General features: G+C 72.7%; 2 protein-coding genes. Both read left to right on the forward strand.

Annotated elements, in window-relative coordinates; all coding sequences use genetic code 11:
• Window positions 1-142 precede the first annotated feature (142 nt).
• Entirely contained in the window at window positions 143-1,324 is a 1,182-nt protein-coding gene (locus AC27VN_RS38690) for an enolase C-terminal domain-like protein (RefSeq protein WP_490880101.1), read from the forward strand.
• A 55-nt stretch (window positions 1,325-1,379) separates the two neighbouring features.
• The coding region (locus AC27VN_RS38695; protein WP_490880102.1) for a pyridoxal phosphate-dependent aminotransferase at window positions 1,380-2,512 on the forward strand (1,133 nt) is incomplete at its 3' end.

Genomic DNA, 2,512 nt, shown 5'->3' on the forward strand with positions numbered 1-2,512 from the left:
CGCGAGCAGATCGCGCGGCTCGGCAGCGCGCCCGTGCATGCCACGCCCGAGCGCTTCGGCGCCTTCATCCAGGCCGAGTACGACAAGTGGGGGCCGATCGTGAAGAGCACCGGCGCCGTGGTCGATTGATGCCGCACCGCCCATGAAGATCCTCAGCATCGCGGAACGCACCGTTCCCATCGCCTCCTCACTGCGCAACGCGCGCATCGATTTCAGCGAGATCACCGCCAGCGTGGTGGCCGTCGTCACCGACCAGTTCCGCGACGGCCGCCGCGTCGTCGGCCATGCCTTCAACTCCTTCGGCCGCTACGGCTGCGGCGGACCGCTGCGCGAGCGCTTCATCCCGCGCCTGCTGCGCGCCACGCCCGCGGAACTCAACGACCCCGACAGCGGCATCGTCGACCCGCAACGCGCGCTCGACCTGATGCTGCGGCGCGAGAAGGCCGGCGCCCATGCCGAGCGCTCGATGGCGGTCGGCACGCTGGAGCTCGCGCTCTGGGACATCGTCGGCAAGATGCGCGGCCTGCCGCTGTACCGGGTGCTGGCCGAGCGCATGGGCGAGCCCGGCATCGAACCCGCGCGCTCGGTGCGCTGCTACGTGGGCGGCGGCTTCTACCGCGACCACGACGACCTCGCCCGGCTCGGCGACGAGGTGCGCGGCCATCTCGATGCCGGCTACACCGAGCTCAAGATCAAGGCCGGCGGCCTGCCGCTGGCCGCGGAACTGCGGCGCATCGAGTCGGTGCTGGCGCTGGTGGGCTCGGGCGCGCGGCTGGCGCTCGACGCGAGCTGCGCCTTCGGGCGCGACGAGGCATTGGCCTTCGCGCGTGCCATCGCGCCCTATGGCCTGCGCTGGCTCGAGGAGCCCTGCGACCCGGCCGACTTCGAGACCTACCGCGCGGTCAGCGAGGCCTATGCGGGCACCGTCGCCGGCGGCGAGAACCTGTTCTCGCGCGAGGAGGTGGCCAACTTCCTGCGCTACGGCGGCTTCGAAGGCCGCGTCGTGCTGCAGCCCGATCCGCCGCTGGCCTACGGCCTGCTCGAGCTGCAGCGCATCGTGGCGCTGGCACAGGCCCATGGCGTGGCGCGCGAGAACATCGTGCCGCACGGCGGCAACCTGATGTCGCTGCACGCGACCGCGGGGCTGGGGCTCGGCAGCGCTGAGTCCTATCCGGGGCTGTTCGGCCCCTTCGGCGGCTTCAGCCGCGAGGTCCGCATCGAGAACGGGCGCGCCACCCTGCCCGAGGCGCCGGGCATCGGCTTCGAGGAACAGCCCGCGCTCTACCGCATCTTCCGCGAGCTCGCGGCCAGCCTGGGGGTGTGAACGCGCGCGCGCCGGCCGCAGAATGCGCGGACAACGCCTGCCAGGAGACGCCCGCATGCCTCGCCACCGCCCCGCCCGCCTGACCCACATCGCCGGCATCGGCGTCGACCGCATGGGCGCCATCGCCGACGACGCCGAGGGCCCGCCCTTCCTGCGGCTCGAGAACCTCGACGTCGACATCCCGCCCGATGCCGAGGCCGTGGCGCGCACCGTGCGCGCCGCCACCGAGGACGCCGACAACAGCTACCTGCCCTTCGTCGGCCAGGCGCGGCTGCGCGAAGTCGCGGCGCGCCATGTGTCGGAACTCTCGGGCGTGGCCTACGAGGCGCGCCATTGCGTGATCTCGGCCGGCGGGCTCTCGGGCCTCCTCAATGCCCTGCTGGCCACGGTGGAGGTCGGCGACGAGGTGCTGGTGACCGACCCGACCTATGCCGGCCTGCTCAACCGCATCCGGCTCGCAGGCGGCACGCCGAAGTACGTGCCGTTTCGCTTCACGCCCGGCGGCGAATGGAAGCTCGACCGCGAGGCGCTGCGGGCCGCCGTGGGCCCGCGCGTGCGCACCATGCTGCTGATGTCGCCCTCGATGCCCTCGGGCGGCTTCTTCGATGCCGACGACTGGCGCGCGATCGCCGTGCTGTGCGTGCAGCACGACCTGACGCTGATCCTCGATGCCGCGATGGAGCGGCTGCTGTTCGACGGCCGCGAGCTCATCCATCCGGCCGGGCTGCCCGGCATGGCCGAGCGCACCATCACCGTGGGCTCGTCGGCCAAGGAGCTGCGCATGATCGGCTGGCGCGTGGGCTGGACCGTGGCGCCCGAGAGCTACATGCCCGACCTGGTGGCGGTGTCGCTCGCCAACGTGGTGGTGCCGGTGGGCATCGCGCAGGACGCGGTCGCCACCGCGCTCGCGCAGTCGCCGCGCACGCTGGCGCCCTACGTGGCCGAGCTCGAGCGGCGGCGCGACACGCTGCTCGACGAGTTGCGCGGCTTGCCCGTGGGCGTGCCGGCCGGCGGCTGGTCGATGCTGCTGCGCGCCAGCGACTTCGGCATCGACGGCCAGACATTGTCCGAGCGGCTGCTGAAGGCGCGCGTCTGCGCCACCGCCATGCAGGGCTGGGGCGAGACGCATGGCGCGCAGTACCTGCGCTTCGTGTTCTCGAACGAGCCGGTGGAGCGGCTGCGCGGCCT

It is taken from the genome of Variovorax sp. 20P10.2.4 (assembly GCF_058244205.1).